Source organism: Pseudomonas sp. GW822-FHT03F04, assembly GCF_058801405.1.
In genome coordinates, this window is sequence record NZ_JBXANF010000002.1 from 176,896 (window position 1) to 199,636 (window position 22,741).

Annotated in this window: 22 protein-coding genes and 2 pseudogenes; 6 read left to right on the forward strand and 18 right to left on the reverse strand. The window is 59.0% G+C overall.

Going from position 1 to position 22,741, the window contains the following annotated elements:
* Positions 1 to 14 precede the first annotated feature (14 nt).
* The 3 genes from nhaB to AC1RMX_RS04560 form a co-directional block, all read right to left on the reverse strand.
* Positions 15 to 1,517, reverse strand: a complete 1,503-nt coding sequence (gene nhaB, locus AC1RMX_RS04550; RefSeq protein ID WP_096820313.1) for a sodium/proton antiporter NhaB — start codon at positions 1,515 to 1,517, stop codon at positions 15 to 17.
* Between the two features lie 90 nt (positions 1,518 to 1,607).
* A complete protein-coding gene (locus tag AC1RMX_RS04555) occupies positions 1,608 to 2,897 on the reverse strand; it encodes a hypothetical protein (RefSeq protein WP_493070674.1) in 1,290 nt (429 codons plus the stop codon).
* 282 nt (positions 2,898 to 3,179) lie between these two features.
* Entirely contained in the window at positions 3,180 to 3,446 is a 267-nt protein-coding gene (locus AC1RMX_RS04560; RefSeq protein ID WP_096820315.1) for a hypothetical protein, read from the reverse strand.
* Positions 3,447 to 3,790: 344 nt separating this feature from the next.
* On the opposite strand from AC1RMX_RS04560, the gene AC1RMX_RS04565 reads away from it, so the two are divergent.
* A complete protein-coding gene (locus AC1RMX_RS04565) occupies positions 3,791 to 5,116 on the forward strand; it encodes a sigma-54 dependent transcriptional regulator (protein ID WP_096820316.1) in 1,326 nt (441 codons plus the stop codon).
* Positions 5,117 to 5,197: 81 nt separating this feature from the next.
* Here AC1RMX_RS04565 and fapF read toward each other — a convergent pair whose 3' ends face one another.
* From fapF to AC1RMX_RS04610, 9 genes are all read right to left on the reverse strand, one after another.
* Positions 5,198 to 6,505 (reverse strand): fibril amyloid transporter FapF, encoded by a 1,308-nt coding sequence (gene fapF, locus AC1RMX_RS04570; protein WP_096820317.1) that lies wholly within the window; start codon positions 6,503 to 6,505, stop codon positions 5,198 to 5,200.
* A gap of 45 nt (positions 6,506 to 6,550) precedes the next feature.
* Positions 6,551 to 7,297, reverse strand: coding sequence for a fibril amyloid subunit FapE (gene fapE, locus AC1RMX_RS04575; protein ID WP_493070676.1), 747 nt, complete (start codon positions 7,295 to 7,297; stop codon positions 6,551 to 6,553).
* Between the two features lie 44 nt (positions 7,298 to 7,341).
* Complete coding sequence (gene fapD / locus AC1RMX_RS04580; protein ID WP_096820319.1) at positions 7,342 to 8,022, reverse strand: fibril amyloid maturation endopeptidase FapD; 681 nt, start codon at positions 8,020 to 8,022, stop codon at positions 7,342 to 7,344.
* A gap of 63 nt (positions 8,023 to 8,085) precedes the next feature.
* Complete coding sequence (fapC, locus tag AC1RMX_RS04585) at positions 8,086 to 9,114, reverse strand: amyloid-like fimbrin subunit FapC (protein ID WP_493070678.1); 1,029 nt, start codon at positions 9,112 to 9,114, stop codon at positions 8,086 to 8,088.
* Positions 9,115 to 9,185: 71 nt separating this feature from the next.
* Positions 9,186 to 9,758: a fibril amyloid subunit FapB gene (fapB, locus tag AC1RMX_RS04590; protein WP_493070680.1), complete on the reverse strand. Its 573-nt coding sequence runs from the start codon at positions 9,756 to 9,758 to the stop codon at positions 9,186 to 9,188.
* 1 nt (position 9,759) lies between these two features.
* The gene (gene fapA, locus AC1RMX_RS04595; RefSeq protein WP_096820322.1) at positions 9,760 to 10,209 is read right to left on the reverse strand and encodes a functional amyloid chaperone FapA; all 450 of its coding nucleotides are present in this window, start codon (positions 10,207 to 10,209) and stop codon (positions 9,760 to 9,762) included.
* Between the two features lie 346 nt (positions 10,210 to 10,555).
* Complete coding sequence (locus AC1RMX_RS04600; protein WP_096820323.1) at positions 10,556 to 11,080, reverse strand: AAA family ATPase; 525 nt, start codon at positions 11,078 to 11,080, stop codon at positions 10,556 to 10,558.
* Positions 11,077 to 11,640 carry a nicotinamide riboside transporter PnuC gene (pnuC, locus tag AC1RMX_RS04605; protein ID WP_493070682.1) on the reverse strand — a complete coding sequence of 188 codons (564 nt, stop codon included), beginning with the start codon at positions 11,638 to 11,640 and terminating at the stop codon, positions 11,077 to 11,079. Before pnuC ends, AC1RMX_RS04600 begins: the two co-directional genes overlap by 4 nt.
* Before the next feature lie 82 nt (positions 11,641 to 11,722).
* A complete protein-coding gene (locus AC1RMX_RS04610) occupies positions 11,723 to 13,357 on the reverse strand; it encodes a methyl-accepting chemotaxis protein (RefSeq protein ID WP_096820325.1) in 1,635 nt (544 codons plus the stop codon).
* Between the two features lie 304 nt (positions 13,358 to 13,661).
* On the opposite strand from AC1RMX_RS04610, the gene AC1RMX_RS04615 reads away from it, so the two are divergent.
* Together AC1RMX_RS04615 and AC1RMX_RS04620 are read left to right on the forward strand one after the other, a co-directional pair.
* Complete coding sequence (locus AC1RMX_RS04615; RefSeq protein ID WP_102621331.1) at positions 13,662 to 14,492, forward strand: undecaprenyl-diphosphate phosphatase; 831 nt, start codon at positions 13,662 to 13,664, stop codon at positions 14,490 to 14,492.
* The gene (locus tag AC1RMX_RS04620; RefSeq protein WP_493070685.1) at positions 14,489 to 14,917 is read left to right on the forward strand and encodes a DUF1294 domain-containing protein; all 429 of its coding nucleotides are present in this window, start codon (positions 14,489 to 14,491) and stop codon (positions 14,915 to 14,917) included. Before AC1RMX_RS04615 ends, AC1RMX_RS04620 begins: the two co-directional genes overlap by 4 nt.
* A gap of 2 nt (positions 14,918 to 14,919) precedes the next feature.
* On the opposite strand, the gene AC1RMX_RS04625 is transcribed toward AC1RMX_RS04620, so the two are convergent.
* Positions 14,920 to 15,279, reverse strand: coding sequence for an MmcQ/YjbR family DNA-binding protein (locus AC1RMX_RS04625; protein ID WP_096820328.1), 360 nt, complete (start codon positions 15,277 to 15,279; stop codon positions 14,920 to 14,922).
* Positions 15,276 to 16,184: a LysR substrate-binding domain-containing protein gene (locus AC1RMX_RS04630; protein WP_096820329.1), complete on the reverse strand. Its 909-nt coding sequence runs from the start codon at positions 16,182 to 16,184 to the stop codon at positions 15,276 to 15,278. Before AC1RMX_RS04630 ends, AC1RMX_RS04625 begins: the two co-directional genes overlap by 4 nt.
* Positions 16,185 to 16,310: 126 nt before the next feature.
* Here AC1RMX_RS04630 and AC1RMX_RS04635 point away from each other — a divergent pair, with 126 nt between their 5' ends.
* Together AC1RMX_RS04635 and AC1RMX_RS04640 are read left to right on the forward strand one after the other, a co-directional pair.
* On the forward strand, positions 16,311 to 16,922 hold the full coding sequence (locus tag AC1RMX_RS04635; RefSeq protein ID WP_096820330.1) for an FMN-dependent NADH-azoreductase: 612 nt from the start codon (positions 16,311 to 16,313) through the stop codon (positions 16,920 to 16,922).
* Between the two features lie 236 nt (positions 16,923 to 17,158).
* On the forward strand, positions 17,159 to 18,196 hold the full coding sequence (locus AC1RMX_RS04640) for an alpha/beta hydrolase family protein (RefSeq protein ID WP_102621329.1): 1,038 nt from the start codon (positions 17,159 to 17,161) through the stop codon (positions 18,194 to 18,196).
* Between the two features lie 4 nt (positions 18,197 to 18,200).
* Here AC1RMX_RS04640 and AC1RMX_RS04645 read toward each other — a convergent pair whose 3' ends face one another.
* The 4 genes and pseudogenes from AC1RMX_RS04645 to AC1RMX_RS04660 all read right to left on the reverse strand — a co-directional run bounded on the left by AC1RMX_RS04645 (position 18,201) and on the right by AC1RMX_RS04660 (position 22,012).
* Entirely contained in the window at positions 18,201 to 19,388 is a 1,188-nt protein-coding gene (locus tag AC1RMX_RS04645; protein WP_493070689.1) for an MFS transporter, read from the reverse strand.
* Positions 19,389 to 19,532: 144 nt separating this feature from the next.
* Positions 19,533 to 21,119 carry an ABC-F family ATPase gene (locus AC1RMX_RS04650; RefSeq protein WP_096820333.1) on the reverse strand — a complete coding sequence of 529 codons (1,587 nt, stop codon included), beginning with the start codon at positions 21,117 to 21,119 and terminating at the stop codon, positions 19,533 to 19,535.
* Positions 21,120 to 21,139: 20 nt separating this feature from the next.
* Positions 21,140 to 21,484, reverse strand: a pseudogene (locus tag AC1RMX_RS04655) (site-specific integrase); the annotation flags it as partial.
* A 129-nt stretch (positions 21,485 to 21,613) separates the two neighbouring features.
* Positions 21,614 to 22,012 (reverse strand): hypothetical protein, encoded by a 399-nt coding sequence (locus tag AC1RMX_RS04660; RefSeq protein ID WP_096820334.1) that lies wholly within the window; start codon positions 22,010 to 22,012, stop codon positions 21,614 to 21,616.
* A gap of 384 nt (positions 22,013 to 22,396) precedes the next feature.
* Here AC1RMX_RS04660 and AC1RMX_RS04665 point away from each other — a divergent pair.
* Positions 22,397 to 22,698 (forward strand): annotated as a pseudogene (locus tag AC1RMX_RS04665) (anti-virulence regulator CigR family protein); the annotation flags it as partial.
* Between the last annotated feature and the right edge of the window lie 43 nt (positions 22,699 to 22,741).

The window sequence follows — 22,741 nt, forward strand, 5'->3', positions numbered from 1 at the left end:
TCCCGTTGTTGTTTCTACAGCCAGTAACTCACGGCATACCAGCCCAGCAAACCCATCACCACGGTGTAGGGCAACGCCATCCACACCATTCGCCCGTACGACAACCGCACCAGCGGCGCAATCGCGGACGTCAGCAGAAACAGAAACGCAGCCTGACCATTGGGCGTCGCCACGCTCGGCAGATTGGTGCCGGTGTTGATCGCGATGGCCAGCGTCTCGAAGTGTTCACGGCTCATATGGCCGGACAGGAATGCCTGTTTGACCTCGGTGATGTAGATCGTCGCCACAAACACGTTGTCACTGATCGCCGACAACAGACCGTTGGCGATGAACAGCATCCCCGGTTGCTGCTCGGCGGGCAATGCCAGGACCCACTGAATCAGCGGCACGAACAGTTGCTGATCATGGATCACCGCCACCACGGCAAAAAACACCACCAGCAAGGCTGTAAACGGCATGGCGTCCTTGAACGCGCTGCCCAGTCGATGCTCGTCGGTGATGCCGGTGAAAGCGGTGATCAGCACAATGACCATCAAACCGATCAGGCCCACTTCGGCGATGTGGAACGCCAGCCCGGCAATCAGGATCAATGCGGCTGCGCCCTGTACCAGCAGCGCGGCACGTTGACGCGGGGTGCGTTCGGCATCGTCTTCGCTGGCGTAATTGGCGAGAACCGCGCGGACGTTGTCCGGCAGCAAGGTGCCGTAGCCGAACCAGCGCAGCTTCTCCAGCAACATACAGGTCAACAGACCGGCCACCAGCACTGGCAGGGAAACCGGCGCGACCTTGAGGAAAAACTCGGCGAAGTGCCAACCCATCTCATGGCCGATCAGCAGGTTCTGCGGCTCGCCAACCAGCGTGCAGACGCCGCCCAGCGCAGTGCCGACGGCGCCATGCATCAGCAGACTGCGCAGGAAAGCGCGGAACTGTTCCAGATCCTCATGATGCAGCTTGGGAAGGTGTTGATCGTCGCTGAATTCGCTGTCCTGACGCGGATCGTTACCGGAGGCGACCCGGTGGTAGACCGAATAGAAACCGACGGCGGCGCTGATGATCACGGCGGTCACGGTCAGTGCGTCGAGAAAGGCCGAAAGAAACGCCGACAAGAAGCAGAACATCAGCGCCAGCAGCATCTTCGAACGCACGCCGAGCAGCAGGCGCGAGAACAGAAACAGCAGCAGATCCTTCATGAAGTAGATGCCGGCGACCATGAACATCAGCAGCAGAATCACCGGAAAATTGTGCTGCAACTCTTCGTACAGCGCCTGGGGCGTGGTCATCTTCAACAGCAGCGCTTCGATCAGCAGCAAGCCGCCAGGCATCAGCGGATAGCACTTGAGCGCCATGGCCAGGGTGAAAATGAATTCGATCACCAACAGCCAGCCTGCGGCGACAGGACCTGCCGACCACAGCACCACGGCGTTGAGAATCAGGAACCCGACGATGCACGCCTTGTACCAGCGGGGCGAATGCCCGAGAAAGTTGTGCGCGAACGCCTGGGCCATCGAACCGGACATCGGTTGCTCCTTGCTTTAAGAAGCGCGCAAGTTGCCGTAAGCGTTGAGCAAGATCAAGCGCAGGAGGTTTCGATTTCCGGATTTGCCGTTTTATGGGTTCAGATAACGCACCACCACGGCGCGGTAGTTGCCATCCAGTGAATAACCGCCGACCAGAATTCCACCTTGCGGTTGCAGTGCCAGCGATGTGGCGGTGTCGAGACTGCGGCCCAGTCGCGTACGCAACCAGCCGTGACCGGCGCCGAAACTTTGGTCGAGACGACCGTCGGCCAGATAGCGGGCGACGATGAAATCAGCCTCGACCCCGCCAATCGTCGCGCCTGCCGCGATGAGTCGACCGTCCGACATACGTTGCGCAGCACTCCACTGGCAGCCGCTGGGGCCGATGTCCAGCAGGTTGGGCTGACCGTTGTTGCAGTGCAGGTCTGGGCGACCATTGCTGTGGATAGACAGCGCCATGCACCGGATCGGGTCGCGGCTGCTGCCAAAGCAATGCAAACGGTCCATGGACTGGATGACCTGATTGACCAGCGCACTGTGCCCCTGGGCCTTGAAGGCCAGGAATCCGTCCAGCGCAAAGCGTTCGTCGAGCTGCCCGTCCGGCAGGTAACGTGCGAGCAGGCCTTCCTGGGGGAAGTCGATCGCACCGGCCACCACGATTCGCCCGTCTTCCTGCAGCAACAAGCCCCCCAGCCAGGTGTTCAGCAGCAAGTGCCGGACCATCACAAAACCTCGACCATTGAAGGTTTCGTCAAGATTACCGGTGGGCGTGACGCGGATCAGCATGCCGACATGGTCGGCCAAAGAGCAGTGGTGGTTGGCAATCAACAGAATATGTCCATCATTCTGGACGGCGAAGTCGCAGGCTTCTGCCCCTGGAACGCCCGGCGGCAGCCAGGTGTCGCGGGTGCCCATGGACAGATCGCCGGGCAGGCGAATGATTTTCCGGCCGTTGTCACCGAAGTCCAGGGCGGGTCGGCCGTGCCCATCGAACAGCGCCAGGGCGGGCAACGTCCGATGTTCGGATTCGTAATGCAGACCTGCCAGCAGGATTCGCCCGTCAGGCAAGACCTGGACCTTGCTGCCCGTGGCTTCGAAGCCGGAAGTGAACTGGCCGATCACGCTGCCCTGAAAGCCGAAGCCAAGATCCGCAGAACCATCATCCAGTAGACGCGCCAAGCCGAAACGGCTGCCTTGAGGGGTGACGACCTTGGCGGCGACCAGGATTCGACCTTGCGGGTCGAGCGCTACGTGTTGAGTCAGGCTGGACGTGCTGCCGGCAAAATAAACCTGAGCCACGCCGTTATTGGCAAATGTCTTGTCGAGTTGTCCGGCGTTATTCGCTAGCGCCGGGAGCGCAATAGCGGTCTGGGTTGACATGCATGCTTCTCCTTGCGAGTTGACCGATACCCGGGAGCCGGGTTGGCAACTGCATGAGCGAAACATTCAATCCCTGTAGACGCACAAGTACAACTGACAGAACTAACAGGTGGAGGGTCGTACTGTGCCAGAACAGTGTCTTTTGGAACCAGTCGCAAGCCTGCCAAGCATTCAGGTGCGAAAGTATTTGGGGAAGTTGTACGCGCAGGCTGAAGTTTAAAAAGATTCAGCAACTAACAGAAAAGGGCGGATGGCTCGAAAACCATCCGCATCGCCCTCGAATCAGTGCGGCATCGACCAGGATTGCAGTGCGTAACCCTCGTCGCTCAGTTCAGCGCGAGCCTGTTGCAACAGGTATTCAAGTTGAGCTGGATCGGAATAGGCACTGCTTGGAATGCGGGTGCGACCAATCTGCGAGTTGGTGCGGTCGATAACGGTCAGGCTCAGTTCGCCATTGCCGTCTTGTGGGGCCCAGGCCACGCATTGGAAAGGTTTAAATGCGTGGTTGGCAATCAAAAGAGCTTCGTTGATACGGAGCGGGGCGGTCATGGGGTCTTCTCTCTATAGTGCCCAATCAAGTGATGTGCCGTCGGTTGGGCTTACCGTTCGGCGAGTTACTTGTACTGATGCACGCAACCCGCTGGCGGGTCACACCGAATTTGAAGAAATTTCGACTTTCTTACATACAATCAGTCAATCGACAGATTTTGAAAGCCTGGTGAAAGATTCAAGTCGATAGCTAACTAATAAAGCAGCTTCTTATAACTGCTTCCCTTGTACATCTATAAGCAATCGATACAAGGCGCCGTCAAATTCTTGCTAATGTTACAGCCAGGTCTGCCAAATGACTGTTTTTACAATCATTTCCTATAATTTGGCGCCAAGGAACAGTCATGAGCGAAGCGCCTGCATTACGACGTTTATTGGTCGTCGACCCTTGTGACGACTGTCACCGATTACTGCCCGGTTTACGCGCTGTCGGCTGGGACGTAGACAGTTGCAGCCTGGAGAATGCCGCCGACCGCAGTTGCGATGTCGGCCTGTTGCGCTTGCAACCTTTTCACCTGGAACGTCCCGAGGCGGTCAAGGAACTGATCAGCCGCAGCGGCACCGAATGGATCGCCGTACTGAATCAGGAAGTGCTGCGCTTGCAGAATGTCGGGGATTTTGTCTGCGAATGGTTTTTCGATTTTCATACCTTGCCGTTCGACGTGTCGCGGGTGCAGGTCACCCTCGGCCGGGCGTTCGGCATGGCGCGCCTGCGTGGCCAGGGCACGATTCACGTCGATCAGCCGGAACACGAGTTGCTGGGTGACAGCAAACCGATTCGCGAGCTGCGCAAACTGCTGAGCAAACTCGCTCCTACCGAGTCGCCGGTGCTGATACGTGGCGAAAGCGGGACCGGTAAAGAACTGGTCGCACGCACCTTGCATCGGCAATCGCAACGGCACAGCAAACCGTTTGTGGCCATCAACTGCGGGGCGATTCCCGAGCATCTGATCCAGTCCGAGCTGTTCGGCCACGAAAAAGGCGCGTTCACCGGCGCCCATCAGCGCAAGGTCGGACGCATCGAGGCCGCCAACGGCGGCACCCTGTTTCTGGACGAAATCGGTGATCTGCCGCTGGAACTGCAAGCCAATCTGCTGCGCTTCCTCCAGGAAAAACACATCGAGCGAGTCGGCGGCAGCCAGCCGATCCCGGTGGATGTCCGGGTATTGGCGGCCACCCACGTCGACCTGGAAGCCGCGATCGAGAAAAAACGCTTCCGTGAGGACTTGTACTACCGGCTGAATGTGCTGCAAGTCGTGACCGCGCCATTACGTGAGCGCCATGGCGACCTGTCGATGCTGGCCAACCACTTTTCCCATTTCTACAGCCATGAAACCGGCCGTCGTCCGCGCAGTTTCAGCGAAGACGCGCTGATCGCCATGGGTAAACACGACTGGCCGGGCAATGTCCGGGAGCTGGCCAACCGTGTACGCCGGGGCTTGGTGCTGGCCGAAGGGCGGCAGATCGAGGCCCGTGACCTGGGGCTGATCAGCCAACAGTCGATTGCCACACCGATGGGCACCCTCGAAGACTACAAGACCCGGGCCGAACGCCAGGCGTTGTGCGATGTGTTGAACCGGCACAGCGACAACCTCAGCGTGGCCGCCAAAGTGCTGGGGGTTTCACGGCCGACGTTCTACCGTTTGCTGCATAAACACCAGATCCGCTAGGGCGCGGTGCTTCTTCCGGCAAGAAGCTGAAAAGGCCCGCTGCGATGCAAGTCGCAGCGGGCCTTTTCATAGTGTCGCGGGTTAGAAGTAGTACGGGAATTTCAGGCTGAAGGAAAAGTCCGGGGCATCGTCGGTCATGCCGATGGACAGGTTAGGTACGATGGTCAGGTTGTCGGTGGCCGCAATGGTCATGCCGACGTTGAAGTAACCGGCGTTGGCGTCACTGGACACCACCGATTCCCAGTCCGCGCCATCCTGTTTCAGCTTGCTCTTGCGTTGTACAAGGTCAGAGACCGAGAACGACATACTCATTTTTTCGTTCAGTGCGAAGGCTATGCCTGCGCCGATCTGGAAGCTGTCGCCGATACGGACCTTGCCCGGGGTTTTCTGGTTGACCGTGGAACTGATGTCGTCAAACGATTCCTCCAGGTTGTGGGTGTAGGACAAGCTGCCGAACAACACGGCCGGGTCAAACGTCTTGACCAGCGAAACACCCGGAGTGATCGACCAGACGCCGTTGCCGGTCGGCAGGGTGTCAGGCACGAACAGGTTGGTGTTGGCGTCGGTCTGACGCAGCTTGATACCGAACGGGTCCTTGCCGGTCGGGGCTTTCACCCGCAGGGTGACCACCGCGTCCGGGGTGTTGGCCGACTCGTCCAGGAACTTGTAGGCGATGCCGAAGTTAACGTCGCCAATGGTCGGATCCCGCGAAACATCCTGTTCCGTGGTGACGTTGGCTGCGCCCTGATTGCCGCCGCCCGACTGATAAGTCGAATCGCGATACACGACCGGCACGTTCACGTCGAACTGCCAGCGGTTATCGAAGTTGTAGCGGCCCGTCAGGTCGAGGGTCCAGGTATCGGCCTTGATCCGGTCGAGGTTGATGTTGCCCAGAAAGATCGAGTCCAGTGCCAGGAAGCCGTTGAGAATCAGCTGGCGAGTGTCATAACGCGAATAGGTTATGCCGGTTTCAAAGCTGAACTTGCCGCCGCCAAAGAAGCCGCTGGCCTCGTCGTACAGGTTGGACACACTCTGTGCAGGTTGCGAATCGTCGGCAAGCGACTGGCCGTAAGAAGCGCCACTGCCCCCGGCGGCGCCCCCCGACGCTGCTGCGGCCCCGGTACCGGTGGCCACTTTCGGATTGCCTTTCATGTCGGCTGGCGATTTGGCCAGACGTTTCGGTGGTGGGGAAGCTGGTTGATCTTCGACCTGGCGGACCCGTTGCTCGAGTACCGCCAGGGCTTTTTGTTGTACTTCGTATCGTTGCTTCAGCTCCAGAAGTTCCTGTTTCAGGGTCTCCACATCCGCATCGGGTGCTGCTTGCAGCATCGCCGCGGGTAGAAGAGTACTCAAACATACAGCGGCACGCAGTGATACTGATCGATACATGAATAAGCCGTCCCTTTAAGCCCAATGATCGAGACTCAGCGTAGTTCAATATCCGATATTGCGTAGTGCTCTGAGTTGACTCAAATTGCAGTCAAGCGCGCCGGCGCTCATGCCGTTATTACTAAGGACAACATTGAGTTGCGTCAGGTTGTTGACGACGTTTGCGTTACCGAGCAAACGGGTGTTTTGCAGCAGCCCGCCCTGGGCTACCTGTTGCAGGGCTGTGCCCTGATTGCCTGCGGCCTGGATGGCCATTTGCACGCCACCACCGGTGGCCGAAACGGCGACGCTGCCGGCGGCATTACTGCCGGAAATCGTTTGTCCGGCCATCAAGGCTTGCCCTTGAGCCGGCATCAGCGCCGGTGCCTGGTTGGCTTCCGAAACGTTGATCGCAACGTTGTTGTAGGCCGAGTTGCCGTCGCCGGCGGCGCGAACGCTTTGTGTCACGCCTTGGGAACTGTTGAGTCCTGCGCCACCAATGACTGAGCCGGTACCCGTTTGCAGGGTGCTGCCGTTACCGGTTTCCTTGATGGTCGAGACATAGAATTCGGGTTTTACGGTTGCTGCTTGTAGTTGCATCGCGGTTGAGGCCCCGATCAGATCTCCGCTGGCGTTGCGCCAGGTACTACTCATGACGATGCCGAAGCTGATGATCCGCCCCGGCATGACATAACGACCGCGAAGCTGTGACAGCTCCGAATCCTGGATTTCGATGGGTTTGAATCCTGCATTGGCATAGCCTGAAGCACTCGCTGCCAGGCAGGCAGCGGCCAGCCAGTATGAGGTTTTCATCTGCTGCTCCCGGGACATCCAGCCCCATTCTTTATAATCGGCGATTAAAAGAAGTCGCTCTGTATGAACCCGAAGTCCATCAATTCAGCATCTTTGACGGGGTTGAAGTTATCCAGCTTGTTCTTGGCGGTCAGCGGTGCCGGAGGACTGCGTAATGCATTGGTCTTGTCGTATCCGGGGCCGACGATGGCAAAGACAATGCCGTTCCAACCTTTGACAAAGTCATCATGTTTGTAGCGTTTATGGCCGAGAACCGGGTCTCCGATGTAAACCCAATCCTTGTCCGCTCGCTGCAGCACGACGAAATGCTTGTAGCCGCGAATTTCCATCAGTACCACCACCGGGATAGTGACCGCGTCGAGTTTTTCCGGCGGGATCTTGTAGCCCCTGGCGCGCATGCCGATGCTTTCTATGTAGCGCTTCATGTCCAGCATGGAAAAACCTTGAGTACGGACAAGGTCCTGGTCAGCGTTGACCAGCATGCCTTTGATGATGTGCTCTTCATCGACGTCGAGCCAATAAGCCTGGCGCAGTACCGTAGCCAGTGCGGCGGCGCCGCAGCTGAAATCGGTTTTTTGCTCGACGATGTCGGAAAACTTGCGCTCACGAATGCTTTGCACGTTTTTGTAGACCAGTACGCCACCGGGCAGGGCAGCCACGGGCATCTGGGCAGCCTGGGTCAGACCAGAGAGGCAAAGCAGGGCGAGGAGGGCAGTCTTACGCATGATCGATACGCCTTTGCGGACTGAGGAAAAGCCCCGTTTCCGGGGCTTTCGTTTCGATCGCGATTACATGCAGGCTTTGCAACCTGCAGCGATGGACAGCGAGTTGCTTTGTTGGTTGCCAACGCCAGCAGCGTTGTTGAAGCCACCGTTACCCGACCAGCCATTGCCAACGTTGGTCATGCTGGCATTGTTGGTGACAGGGTTTTTCCAGCCGTCTGGGGTCATCACTTGTTGAGTGGTTACGCCAGCCAGACCGAAGACACCCACGGCAACGAAGTCAGATTTCTGATCTTTGCCGCCGCCGTTGCCACCATGGCCACGGTCGTCGTTGCCATAACCGCCACCGCTGTGACCATGACCATGATCATCGTCTTTGGTGGTTGCGGTGCCTGCAGCTACGAATACGCCGCCTGCGGTAAATGTGCCAGTAAGCGTATCTTTTTTGTAGGTCTGGGTGCCGTTGTTGGCCACTTGCAGACCGGTGGTGCTTTGGTTGGCGGCGGCAGCGGCTTGCGCTACACGACCACCGGACACAGCGATTGCCAGGTTGTTTTTCTGTTGGTTGAAGTTGCCGGCAGCGTTGTTCACGCCAATGTTACCCGAGCCGCTGTTGCCGACGTTGTTCAGGCTGGCGTTGGCAGTGCTGGAGTAGTTGGCGACACCGTTGTTGGTGTTGACTTGAGTCGCGCTGGAGGCGGATACGGCGGAGCCGAAGATGAAGCTTTCATCAGCGGTTGCCAGAGCAGCGGCGTTGTCTTGTTGGTTGCCATCGCCAGCGGCGTTGTTCACCCCGATGTTGCCGTTGGCGCCATTGACGGCATTATTCACGCCAGCGTTGTTTTGGGTGCCCTGGTTCAACACGGTGTTACCGCTGTTGTTTTGCACATCAAGCACTGCGGCACCGGCGCCTGCGCCGATTTGCAGCAGTTCTTCCAGGGTTGGGCCTTTTGGATCATGGTCATGACCATGTCCATTGCCGTGCCCGTTACCATGACCGTGATTGTCATCATCACGACCGCCTGCCTGTGCTGCGATTGCCATCACTGCTGCGAGAGCGAAAACCAGTGGTTTGAGGGCCATTGTAGGTTTCATGGTGTTTCTCCGTCGTGCTTATTAGTTGGTTAAGTGTTGGTACTTTCTAATTGCACTGCTTCTTGTTTGGGTCAGTCAGCGACCCGGATGCTCAGGGTGTTAGCCATTCGGTTCCCCACCCCGGCACTCTGGTTCACCTGGATTACCCCTCGGCTGCCGGTGAAGGCCTGATCACTTGTCGTGACCTGGCGACTGCCGGGTGAGGTACCAGTTGCTCCTGAGCTCGGTAACAACGCCACGTTCTGTTGGGAAAGGGCGCTATCGTCAACGCTCTGCGGCGCAGCACTGATGCTGATGCGCATGGCGTTGGCCATCTGGTTGTTGGCCCCGGAACCCTGGTTCACGCCCAGTGCACCGTTGCCATTACTGAATGAGGTACCGCCGATGGTGGAGCTCGCGTTGATCGAGCGGTCGGCGGGGGTATCGAGTTTTTGGTGAATGGTGGTGGTGGCGCTGGCCGACGTGCCGATGGCAATCGACTTGACGTTGGTCTGTTGCTGTTGGTCGCCGGCGGCCTGGTTGACGTTGAAGTTGCCGTTGTACTGCACGCCGGAGCTCTGAATGTTGGCGCTGTCCACGGCGCTCGGATCGGCCATGACGCTGGTGCAGCCAAGCAGAGCAAGCAGGAGCAGGGAACGATTCATCTTATTGGCCTCCGGCCATGCGGGTCAGCGGAGCCAGACCGGTGCTGAGGGAGCGGTTGATGGTGTTGGAAATCGTGCCACCGCTACCGCCGCCATGACCGGCTCCCATGCCGGGCAGACCGTTTGGATTGGTCAAGACGTTGGTGCCGGGCAGGCTTGACCCTACGGCCATGTTTCCGCGAATGGATGCACCACTGGCTACACTGGCAAATTCACCGTCACTGAGTTCGGTGCTGGTCATTGCCTGGTCGATACGACCGGAAGGGTTGGCATTCACGGTGGTCGGGTAGGGGTCTTTGCCGGGAGCGCTGCGTCCGATGGGGATGGGCTGGACGTCGCGATTGAGCACGATCACGCCATTGCCTTCGGCCTGAACGTTGAAACTGAGGAAAGTGCTGGCAGCTGATCCGATCAGCAGAAGGCAAGTGAAGGCTTTATTGAAATTTCCCACGGCGGCAATTCCTTCTTCAGTGGGCTGGGCCTGGTCAGCGTTGTGAAGGAGAGAGCGAAAGCTGTGCCGCTTTTTAAATATTCAAGGATCTCAATGGGTTGGATGGATGGCGTGCAGCCTTGATACAAAAGCTGTTTCACGATTGAAACAACCCCCTGTCGGTGCAGGTGGCTACAGTCGTTGCAAAGCTCTGGAACAAGGGTTTGCGAGCATGTGTTTCACAGGCGTAACAAGTCGGGTGACAAAGCGATGAAGGCCGTTGAGACGGGCACTTTGCACCCGAGGGAGTGTTTCAGGATCGGACACTTTAGCCCCAAAGCAGGGGAAACCGACCCGGGAAACGGGGTCAGCCTTGCAGCAGGTTTCGCACCGCGTCGAAGGCTTGAATCTGCCGTGCGGCCCAGTCGCCCTGAATGATCCGGACCGGTTGGCGATGCTGCTCCAGCCAGGCCTTTGTGGCGTCGTAGAACGCCAATCGTTCACTCAGCTGCGGCTGGCAGCGTTGGCCATCGTCAGTCCAGTCGATCTGCTCCGGGGAGAGCAACAGGTGCAGGTCGTAATGACGGGCCAAAAGCTCTGTTTCCAGCCAGGCCGGGCAGTCACCGAACAGCGTCTGGCTCCACAACATGTTGCTCAACAGGTGCGTGTCGAGGATCAGCAGCGGCGGTTGTTGCGCTCGTGCGTCGTCTTCCCATTGCAACTGGCCGCGAGCGATCTCGGGGATATCGGCGAGGCAGGTGTCCCGTGGATTCTGCTCGATGAACCAGCGCACGTACTCGTCCACCCGCAGGCCGCCGAACTGTTGCTGAAGACCGGCCGCCAGCCAGCTCTTGCCGCTGGACTCCGGCCCGGTGAGAACGACGACTTTCATGTGCGCAACGCCGGATCGGCGCGCCATTCTCGCCAGCCCAGCACCGCGATCAGGGTGAACAAGGCGTACAACGCTGCGGTGAGGTAAAGCGCCTTATAAAGGAACAGGCCGACGAAGATCACATCCAGCACGAACCACAATGCCCAGCATTGCAGGCGCTTGTGGGCCATCCAGAATTGCGCGACGAGGCTGAAACCGGTCAGTGCGGCGTCGAGCCAGGGTTGCGCGGCATCGGTCCAGTGCGCCATGGCGGCGCCCAGCAGCAGACTGCCGACGCTGCCGATGGCCAGCCCTTTGATGATTGAAGGCGTGTCGAGCCGGCTGACCTGACGGCCGTCATGCATCGTCCCGGCCCGGGTCCATTGCCACCAGCCGTAGACTTGCAGGGCGGCGTAAACCACCTGCAGCAACATGTCCGAATACAGCTTCACCTCGAAGAAGACCCAGCTGTAGAGCAACACCATGACCAGCCCGATCGGCCAGCACCAGGGATTCTGTTTGACCGTCAGCCAGACGGCGATCACACCGAGGGCGGCGGCAAACAGTTCGAGCCCGGACATGCAAGATCCTTGGAGGGAGTAAAAGAGGGGGCGGATTGTACCCAAAAACCTGTGGGAGTGAGTCTCCCACAGGGTGAGAACGTCAGACGCGGAACTGGCGCAGCAATCCGTTCAACTGCTCGCTCAACTGGCCCAGCCGCACACTGGCGGCACTCGACTGCTCAGCGGCCATTGCGGTGCTGTGGGACAGGCCGGCGGCCTGGGTGACGTTCTGGTTGATGTCCTCGACCACGTGCGCCTGTTGCAGGGTCGCACTGGCGATCGACGCGTTCAGGCCGTTGAGGTTGCGCAGCGCCTGGCCGATGGCATTCAGGCTCGCACCGGCCAGTCCGGCCTGCTCGATGGTCAGTTGTGAAGCCTTGCTGCTGTCACCGATCACTTTCACGGCGGCTTCCGAATGGTTTTGCAGACGCTCGATCATCGACTGGATTTCCGCCGTGGATTTCTGCGTGCGTTGCGCCAGCAAGCGGACCTCATCGGCCACCACCGCAAAACCGCGCCCCTGTTCGCCGGCGCGGGCGGCTTCGATGGCCGCGTTGAGCGCCAGCAGGTTGGTCTGTTCGGCGATCGAACGGATCACCTCCAGAACGCTGCCGATCTGCGTGCTTTCGGTCGCCAAAGTACGAATGACTTCGACCGCCTGATCGATGGTGCCGGACAGTTTGTCGATCTGTTGCAGGCTGCCGTCGATGTTGATCTGGCCCTGTTGCGCCTGCGCCTCGGCATCGCGCATTTCGTTGGCGGCATGCTCGGCGTTCTTCGCCACATCCTGCACGCCGTAAGTGACTTCGTTGATGGCGGTCGCCACCAGTTCCATCTGTTGCGACTGTTGCTGGCTGCGCTGCTGGGCCTGGCTCGCGTCATTGCCCAGTTCAGTGGAGGACTGGCCCAGCGCACTGGCCGACACCTGCAAATCGCCGATCACCCGGCGCAGCTTGGCGGTGAAGGCATTGAAGTGATGCGCCAACTGCGTGACTTCGTCCTGACCGTGGGTGTCGAGGCTGCGGGTCAGGTCGCTTTCGCCGCTGGCGATGTTGGCCATGGCGTTCACGGTTTCCTGCAACGGGCGGACGATGCTGCGGGCAATCAGGATCACCAGCACGCCCATGATCAGCGCGATCACCAGGCCGACGACGGAAGCCTTGATCACCTGGCCCTGAAACTCGGCCTGTACATCGTCGACGTACACGCCGGAACCCAGTACCCAGCCCCATGGCTCGAACAGTTTCACGTAGGAGGTCTTGGCCACCGGTTCACTGGCACCGGGTTTCGGCCAACGGTAGTCGACCATGCCGGCGCCCTTGGATTTGGCGATGGCAACCATTTCGTTGAACACCGCAAAACCGTCCGGATCGCGGATCGCCGAGAGGTTCTGGCCTTCAAGCTTGGGATTGGTCGGGTGCATGACCATCACGGGCGTGAGGTCGTTGATCCAGAAGTAATCGTTCTGGTCATAACGCAGGCCGCGAATCGCGGTCAGTGCCTGCTTCTGGGCGGCGTCGCGGGTCAGGGTTCCGGCCGCTTCCAGGCCCTGGTAATAGGTCAGCAAACCGCTGGCGGTCTGCACCACATGCTGGGTTTTCTGGGCCTTGGCGTGATACAGGTCATCGTGGATCTGCTTGAGCATCAACAGGCCCAGGGTCAGCAGCATGACCACCGCCACAATCAAGATGAGCCACAAGCGTCGGCTGATCGACACACTGCGCAAGCTGTTCATAACGCTGTCACTCCGATTTCTTTTTCTTGTAATAAATCACCGCCAGCATCCAACCACGTTTCCATGGCCGGGCATACGCGACCCAAGTCGTAGAACGCGGCAGCGCTATTACGGCTTGTCTGATAGGATTTCGGCCCCGCGCGTGAAAACCTGAACCCAAGTTGCCATTTCACGGAATTTTGACCGTTTCGTGTGGATCCTTTGTGCGCGGAATCGGTACAGCAACAAACAGCTACGCTGAACGCAGTGAACGTAAAAAAATACTATCGGGGCATGCCGCTGAGCATCGCTCTTTGGGGGATTGATGGATCTTTGGACCGCCTTGCAGGCACTGATTCTTGGAGTTGTAGAAGGGCTGACGGAGTTTTTGCCCATTTCCAGTACCGGACACCAGATCATTGTCGCCGACCTGCTGAACTTCGGTGGCGAACGCGCCATGGCGTTCAACATCATCATCCAGCTCGGCGCGATTCTCGCGGTGGTCTGGGAGTTTCGCCGCAAGATTCTCGACGTGGTCATCGGTTTGCCGACTCAGCCGAGTGCGCGACGCTTTACCGCCAACCTGCTGATCGCCTTCCTGCCCGCCGTGGTGCTGGGCGTGATCTTTGCCGATCTGATTCACAAGTACCTGTTCAACCCGGTCACCGTGGCGACGGCGCTGGTGGTGGGCGGCATCATCATGTTGTGGGCCGAGCGTCGGCAGCATGAAGTGCACGCCGAAACCGTGGACGAGATCACCTGGAAAGATGCACTGAAGGTCGGCTTTGCCCAATGCCTGGCGATGATCCCGGGCACCTCGCGCTCCGGCTCGACCATCATTGGCGGCCTGCTGTTCGGCCTCTCACGCAAGACTGCCACCGAGTTCTCGTTTTTCCTGGCGATGCCGACCATGGTCGGTGCGGCGGTGTACTCGGGCTACAAGTACCGCCATCTTTTCGTGCCGGCGGACTTCCCGGTGTTTGCCATCGGTTTTGTCACGGCGTTCGTTTTCGCCATGATCGCTGTTCGCGGCTTGCTGAAGTTCATCGCCAGCCACAGCTACGCGGCATTCGCTTGGTACCGGATTGTTTTCGGCCTGTTGATTCTGGCGACCTGGCAGTTCGGCTGGGTGGACTGGGCGGCGGCCAAGGCATGAGTGATTCCCGCGCACGCCGGCCGGATCGCGGTCCTTCCGGTGGCAGCATCCAGCATCTGAAGTTGAAGCTGATGGTGTTGCTGATCGTCTGCGCGTTGCCGCTGTTCGGTTCGCTGTCGATGTGGCTGCGCGGAATCTCACTGGTACCGCTGACGGCCTATGGGCTGGTCAGCGTGCTGGCGTTTTTCCTGTACTGGGCCGACAAGCGCAAGGCCCGCGCTGAGGCCTGGCGCACCCCGGAGAACGTCCTGCACGCCGTGGAACTGGCGGGAGGCTGGCCGGGTGCGTTGATCGCCCAGCAAGTCTTCCGGCACAAGACGCGCAAGGTGTCGTTTCAGATCCTGTTCTGGGTGATCGTCGCGCTGCACCAGGTGTTCTGGATCGATCAGTTGTTCCTCGGCTCGAACCTGTTGGCGTTGGGTTAGGGCTACAGCAGCAAACCCACCTGGGTTTTCTTCGGCAGCTTGCTCACCACCAACTGGTGGGAACGTTGCAGCAACCCTCGCAGTTCCTCGGCGCCCAAAGGGTAGGGCGGGTGCATGATGATCCACTGCGCCCGCGCCAGATACGGCGCCGGGTGAATGCCCGGCCGGTCGCAATGACCGAGAAACAGATCCTTGTCGACCTTGAACGCCAGCGACTCGCCACGCAGCCCCTGCAGGGCGAACATCTTGTTGCCGGCAATCGAAAACACCCGCACGCCGCCCCATTTGTAGTCTTCTTGAGCACCGGGCAATGCCAGGCAGAAATCCGCGACGTCCGCTTCGCTCAACTTTCCTTGTTTCATAACAATCGCTCTCCACAGGCATTAAACGACTCAACCAGATGATCGATCCAGGCACGCACCGCTGGCATCACTCCTCGCCGGTGCGGATACACCGCTTGCAACCAGCCGCCGGGCAATGACCATTCCGGCAGCAACTGCACCAGCGTGCCGTTGTTCAGCTCCGCTTCGCAATACATCATCGGCAGCAGGGTGAAGCCCTGGCCGGCCAGCACGCAGGCCTTGCGCACGATAAAGTCGTCGATCCCCAGCCGTGCTTCCAGCGCCAGATCGCAACTTTTGCCGTGCTGATCGAGCAGGCGCACATGCACCATGCGATCGGCTTCCAGTGCGCCCAGCACCGGCAGGTTTTTCAGATCCTGCGGATGATTGATTTCCAGACCCTCTATAAAAGAAGGGCTCGCCACGACCACCATTTGCGCCTGACGCAAACGGCGGGTGACCAGCATCGGCTCCTCGGTGCCGTGCTCGCGCACGCGCAGGGCCACGTCGATGCCTTCGGTGATCAGATCGACCCGGCGATTGATCAGGGTGACTTCCAGTTGCACCTGAGGGTACTTGCCCAGGAAGTTGCTGATCACCATCGGCAGCATTTCATGGGCAAGCCCCGTCGGGCTCGAAACCCGCAGACGTCCACGGGGCTCGCTGGACATACTGGCCACCGTCTCATCGGCCATTTCCGCTTCCAGCAGCATCGCCTGACAATGACGCAAATAGCGCTCGCCAACCGCAGTCAGCTTCAGTTGGCGGGTGGTGCGTTGCAGCAAACGTGCGCCGAGGCGTTCTTCCAGTTCGGCAATCCGCCGTGACAACCGTGACTTGGGAATGCCCAGCAAACGGCCGGCAGCGGCGAATCCGCCGGCCTCGACCACTTTGGCAAAATAGTAGAGATCGTTGAGGTCTTGCATGGGAATTCCGACTGTTCTATCAGTGGGACAAACTATCGCATTGTTGCCGTCTAATCAGCTATTGGTTTCGTAGGTAGGATTGTCTCCATTCCGTCGCCACCGGCGATTCTTTCCAGGAGATTCCAAATGAAACTGCTGCACATCGATTCGAGCATTCTGGGCGACAACTCCGCTTCCCGTCAGCTGAGCACCGAAGTCGTCAAAGCCTGGCAAGCCGCTGAGCCAGCTGCTGTCGTGACCTACCGCGACCTGGCTGCAGACGCCATCAGCCACTTCTCGTCGACCACTCTGGTCGCCGCCGGCACCACCGCGGAACTGCGCAACGCCGCACAACAGCACGAAGCCGAGCTGAGCGCCACCACCCTGGCCGAATTCATCGCCGCTGACGCCATTGTCGTTGCCGCGCCGATGTACAACTTCACCGTTCCAACCCAGCTCAAGGCCTGGATCGACCGCATCGCCGTCGCCGGCCAGACTTTCCGCTACACCGAAGCCGGCCCTGAAGGCCTGTGCGGTGGCAAGAAAGTCGTGATCGTCTCCACCTCGGGCGGCATCCACGCCGGTCAGGCTTCGGGCGTCGCTCACGAAGACTACCTGAAACTGGTATTCGGCTTCCTCGGCATCACTGACATCGAAATCGTCCGTGCCGAAGGCCTGGCCTACGGTGAAGAAGTCCGCAACAACGCCATGAGCGCGGCTCACACCCGCATCAGCGAGCAACTGTTCGCCGCTGCGTAAGGCTTGCGTAAAGAACAGCTCTCGTTCAGGCAACATCCAAAAAACTCTGTATTCTGGTTCTGCAAGGGCCAGATACGGAGTTTTTTGTTTCCGACTGTTACATAATCTGGCCCGGGTTATGCAGTCTGATGATCAACGTCTGAGTGCAACGCCGCGCCGGATCACCGAACCTCGGAGTTTCGGGCGTCGTAACACAACGGATCTTTCGATTGAGTAACAACAGGGTGGGGCATCCCATGATGCGTCTTTGTGCAACGTTACTGATTTGCCTGCTCGGCAGCCTGAATTCAGTGCACGCAGCCCCCGGCCAGCACCCGCGCTGGAGCGTCGGTTATCACGAGATGACGTTCCTCGACCCGCTCGACCTGCAACCGATGCGCGCCATCGCGTTCTACCCCTCCACCGACCGCGAACACATGAGCCTGCTCGAGGGTTACTCGGTCGAAGCCGGCGAAGACACCAAGGTCGCCCTCGGCCGCTTTCCGATGCTGATGCTGTCCCACGGCAACACCGGCACGCCACTGGCGCTGCACGACCTCGCCACATCGCTGGCCCGCAAGGGCTTTGTGGTGGTCGCGGTGATTCATCCCGGCGACAACTCCAAGGATCACAGCCGCCTCGGTACCTTGAGCAACCTCTATGGGCGCCCGATCCAGATTTCCGAAGCCATTACCGCCACCCTCGGCGACCGCATGCTTGCACCGTTCGTGAACGCCGATCAGGTCGGCGTGATCGGTTATTCGGCGGGGGGCGAGACCGCGTTGATTCTTTCCGGCGCGCAGCCTGACCTGGATCGCCTGCGCCGTTACTGCCAGGAACGTCCGGACGACCGCGACGCCTGCAACACCCAGGGCGAGCTGATCGTTGATCGCGATGACTTGCAGCCGGTGGCCGATCCGCGCGTGCATGCGTTGCTGCTGATGGCGCCGCTGAGCCTCAAGTTTGGTCGTCACACCCTGGCCGACGTGCATGTGCCGGTGCTGCTGTACAGCGGCGACGGCGACAAACTGGTGGCCTTCGACAAGAACGCCGCCGCCCTGGCGCGCAAACTGCCGACTGCGCCGGACTTCAAGTTACTGGCCGGGGCAGGGCACTTCGTGTTCATGGCGCCGTGCAATGAAGAGCAGATCCGTGCGATGCCGGCCCTGTGCACTGATGCTGACGGCGTAGATCGTGAAGACATTCACCGCAACCTGATTTCCGAGGCCGGGCGGTTCTTCTCCCATGCGCTGGGCAAACCGGATCGGGCGGGGATGCAGACGGCGGATCAGTGAAGGCTCAGGCCATCGCCCGACGCTTGAGCCACAACGTCAACGCCAGTCCGGTCACGGACAACAGTGCTGCGATCAGGAAAATCCACGAATACCCCAGATTCAACGCCACCGCGCCCATCAACGGTCCGGCAATCGCCAGCGCCAGATCGAAAAACACCGCGTAGGCACTCAGCCCGGCCCCGCGGCTGGAGTTCGGCACTTGCTTGATCGCTTCAACCCCCAGCGCCGGATACACCAGTGACAGACCAAACCCGGCCAGGCCAGCGCCAATCAGTGCATACCCGGTCGACGGTGCGAGCCACAGCAGCAACAGGCCGACGGTCTCGATGCTCATGCAGGCGATGGCGGACGCAAAGCCGCCAAATCGAGCGATGGCGGAAATGAACAGCAGCCGGGAAAGGATGAAACACACGCCGAACACCGTCAGGCAGTACGCCGCGCCGGTCCAGCCGCGATTGAGGTAATAAAGGGTGATGAAGGTGGTCAGGGTGCCGTAACCGATCGAGGCCAGGCTCAAACTGGCGCCAAATGGCGCTATCCGCCCGAACACCGCCCAGAATGGCAAACGCTCGCCACGCACCACCGGCACCGAAGGTTTGTTGCGGATCAACAGCAGGGCACCGGCCGCCAGTACCGATAATGCGAGCCCGAGGCTGGTAAAACCGTAATCGGCCACCATCAGCACGCCCAGCGGTGCGCCGATCGCAATGGCGCCGTAAGAAGCAATGCCGTTCCAGCCGATGGAGCGGGCGGTGTGTTCCGCGCCCACCTGGCCCATGCACCAACTGATGGTGCCGACACCGATCAAACCCTGCGCAATGCCGAGCAGCAAACGCCCGGCGATCAAAATGATCAGGCTCGCCAGCGGGGAGTCCTGCAGTAGTGTGGAAACCAGCGTCAGCAAGCCGCTGAGCACAATCCCCGACAAGCCATAAACGATCGCCCGTTTGGTCCCGACGGTATCTGACATGCGCCCGGCCATCGGCCGGCTGAGCAGGGTGGCCAGGTACTGCGAGCCAATCACCAGCCCCGCAACGATAGCGCTGAAACCCAATTGCTCATGTACATAGCCGGGTAACACCGCAATCGGCAGACCGATGCAGAGGAAGGCAATAAAGGTATAGAAAACAATGGAGACGATCTGCAGGGTGATCGCCATGGAGCTTTGCGGTGGCTGTTGCTGCGCAGACATGAGGGCTCGTTCGCGGGCGGCGGTGGGAGAGTCCGCATCATGGCGTGGCGCTGAAATAAAAGGAAGCAGGCTAACTATTTTTCCTCGGTGCAAAAAAAAGCCCCGTCACAAGGACAGGGCTTTCCGTTTACAGCTCGAATCGACTTAGAACACCACGCCTTGGCTGCGCAGGTAATCGTCGTAGGTGCCGCTGAAGTCGGTCACGCCGTTCGGGCTCAGCTCGATGATGCGCGTGGCCAGGGACGATACGAACTCACGGTCGTGGCTGACGAAAATCAGCGTGCCCGGGTAGTTTTCCAGCGCCAGGTTCAGCGCCTCGATCGATTCCATGTCCAGGTGGTTGGTCGGTTCGTCCATGATCAGCACGTTCGGCTTTTGCAGGATCAGCTTGCCGAACAGCATGCGACCTTGCTCACCACCGGAGATCACCTTCACCGACTTGAGGATCTCGTCGTTGGAGAACAGCATCCGGCCCAAAGTGCCGCGAATCATTTGCTCGCCCTGAGTCCACTGACCCATCCAGTCGAACAGGGTGACGTCGTCTTCGAAGTCGTGAGCGTGGTCCTGAGCGTAGTAGCCCAGTTCGGCGGCGTCGGTCCACTTGATGCTACCGGCATCCGGCGTCAGTTCGTTGACCAGGGTGCGCAGCAGGGTGGTCTTGCCGATACCGTTCGGGCCGATGATCGCAACGCGCTCGCCCGCTTCAACCTGGAAGCTGAAGTCCTTGAACAGCGGCTTGCCGTCGAAGCCTTTGGCCATGTGCTCGACGATGACCGCCTGGCGGTGCAGCTTCTTGTTCTGGTCGAAGCGGATGAACGGGCTCACCCGGCTCGAAGGCTTGACTTCGGCCAGCTGGATCTTGTCGATCGCCTTGGCGCGGGAAGTGGCCTGCTTGGCTTTCGAGGCGTTGGCCGAGAAGCGGCTGACGAACGATTGCAGTTCCGAGATCTGCGCTTTCTTCTTGGCGTTGTCCGACAGCAACTGCTCGCGGGACTGGGTCGCCACGGTCATGTATTCGTCGTAGTTGCCCGGGAACAGGCGCAGCTCACCGTAGTCCAGGTCAGCCATGTGAGTGCACACGCTGTTCAGGAAGTGACGGTCGTGAGAGATGATGATCATCAGGCTGTTACGCTGGGTCAGAACGTTTTCCAGCCAGCGAATGGTGTTGATGTCCAGGTGGTTGGTCGGTTCGTCGAGCAACAGCACTTCCGGATCGGAAAACAGTGCCTGCGCCAGCAACACGCGCAGTTTCCAGCCCGGCGACACTTCGCTCATCGGGCCAAAGTGTTGCTCGATGCCGATCCCCAGGCCCAGCAACAGCTCGCCAGCACGGGATTCGGCGGTGTAGCCGTCCATTTCAGCGAATTCGGTTTCCAGCTCGGCCACGGCCATGCCGTCTTCTTCGCTCATTTCCGGCAGCGAGTAGATGCGATCGCGCTCGGCCTTGACCTTCCACAGCTCTTCGTGACCCATGATCACGGTGTCGATCACGGTGAATTCTTCGTAGGCGAACTGGTCCTGGCGCAGCTTACCCAGACGCACATTCGGCTCGAGCATGACCTGACCGCCGGACGGATCGAGATCGCCGCCGAGGATTTTCATGAAGGTCGACTTGCCGCAACCGTTGGCGCCGATCAGGCCGTAACGGTTACCCGCACCGAATTTGACCGAAACGTTTTCGAACAGCGGCTTGGCGCCGAACTGCATCGTGATGTTAGCTGTGGAGATCAATTACCTTACCTATCAATGGTTTAGAGCTGGTCTGTTTTGCCTGATACCGAATTGATACCAATCTGGAGCTTTTCCAGCCCCCCAGTCTGAGCTTGAGTTGAGCCAACGCGCATACGTCGTCAGCAACATTTGGACGCTGTGGCCAAGCTGCTGAGCGATGAGTGCGGGGTTCATGTTGGACATTAAGCATATTGTCGCATAAGTATGACGACAGTTGTATGGCGGCCGATAAGGCATCGCGAGCGTCTTCAGGGTCGGGGCCCTTGATTTTGCAGATCCGACGTCTGCCTGATGCACTCGCTCGTCCTGGAAGGCGGGATCATGCAGGCTCGACCGCGCCGTAACCCAAGGTTACTCCGACGCCGTCATCACCGAACGTTGAGCGCCTCGAATGGAACGTTCTCGTTTGGGTGTGTCGCCCCCCGAAGGCACATAGACAAAATAACTGCCCACAGCAAGGGGCAGTTCGGGATGTTGTGTTTTGGCTTTGGTTGTCAAGCCAGCAGATACGCAACTGATGCGACGGTGGCAACGTACGCTATCAGTAAGTAGTAAAAGATGGAGTTCTGAGCTTTTCTGAGATCTTCTTTTGTGACCATCTGCTGGAGAATTGAGTTTACTTTGTCTGTGGCTTCTTTTGTTTTGATCGATGCAAGGTCTAACTTGTCCTGGATTTTCTCAAGAGTGGCTGCCTGCTTTTTGCCTGGCGTAACATCACTAACCAATGCGGCCTTTGCTCTTTGACGAATGGACAGCGGAGCGCTTTCATCCAGAGCGATTGCTGATGTGAACGCCATAACGGATTCCCGTTGTAAAATATCTGCTGTTGTTGCTGCTGCTGCGTTGGCGGTTAGATTCATTTTTCTTGTCAGCAGCTCGACTTCTTGATTCATTTAATGCGCACTCCTTGAGCGACATTTTTAGCGTATTGATATTTTGTATCCCCGCTTTCTTGCGGTCGGGATGAAATCCGGCGCATATCATAACGTGATGACAGGCATTCGTCGCGGCAACTATTTTTTGCAATGGTGAAGAACAATTGGGCTCTTGCCAGGCTGGGGGGCACTCCCGGAGGGCCCTCCATGTCTCACTCGGCAGCAGTTGCTGTGAATTCTCCCGGACGCCCGCGCCAAAGCCTGCGTTTTTGTGTCCGCCCTCAACGCGGCGATGTAGCGTTATCAGATTGTCGGGGCCAAAAGATCTACCACGTTCCTCGCTCAAGTTGGCCAAAAGTCTGGGTAGTTGGTGGGGGCACGGCAACCAGGGTTGTAAAAACTAAAGGATCCTGCTCAGACAACCGGGACCATGCATCGGTTATCGACCCAAGCGGCGTTCCGGGCGTGCTCAACGGTGACAGAGGTTACTGGAACCCTGGTCCTGCATTGCCACCTGGCATTCAGAAAAATCTGGCGCGCGGAAAGCCTCTTCCGCCGGGTATCGCTAAAAAACTGGATGGCGACTTGTGGGGTGGTTGCCTCACGACGATGGGTATGAATGGCAGCAGGCGGGAACAGGCCTGACTCTGGTGGCTGTCGCAAGCAGGATTATCTACGAAGTTCTAAATGGTGCTTTCGATTAGTCCGGTCTTGTTCTATTCGATTTGAATCTTGTTTGACCATTTC